Source organism: Roseateles sp. AC306, from assembly GCF_979253795.1.
Window position 1 is genome coordinate 1 of record NZ_CEEDEB010000144.1, and the last position, 237, is coordinate 237.

1 protein-coding gene is annotated in these 237 nt (G+C 70.9%); it reads right to left on the reverse strand.

Going from position 1 to position 237, the window contains the following annotated elements; all coding sequences use genetic code 11:
- Positions 1–15: 15 nt before the first annotated feature.
- Positions 16–237, reverse strand: a 222-nt coding sequence (locus AC0IZJ_RS28740; RefSeq protein WP_471855689.1) for a glycosyltransferase family 9 protein, incomplete at its 5' end; no start/stop codon positions are given.

A 237-nucleotide genomic window follows, 5' to 3' on the forward strand; every position in this document is an offset into this window, starting at 1 on the left:
AGCCGCTGTAGCCAATCAAGGCAAGGCCTGATCCACGGCTGAACTGACCTCGTCGACGCTGGACCACTCACCCGGTCCACGTCGCATCAGGGTCACGGTCGAGCCCCAGGGCGCCCCGCGCGCGGCGTCCACGGGCCCCCAGATGCTGAGCAGCCTCGCGCCCACGCCAGCGGCCCTGTGGGCCGGGCCCGTGTCGTTGGCGACGACGACGCCGGCCAACTGAAGCAGCGCGTTGTA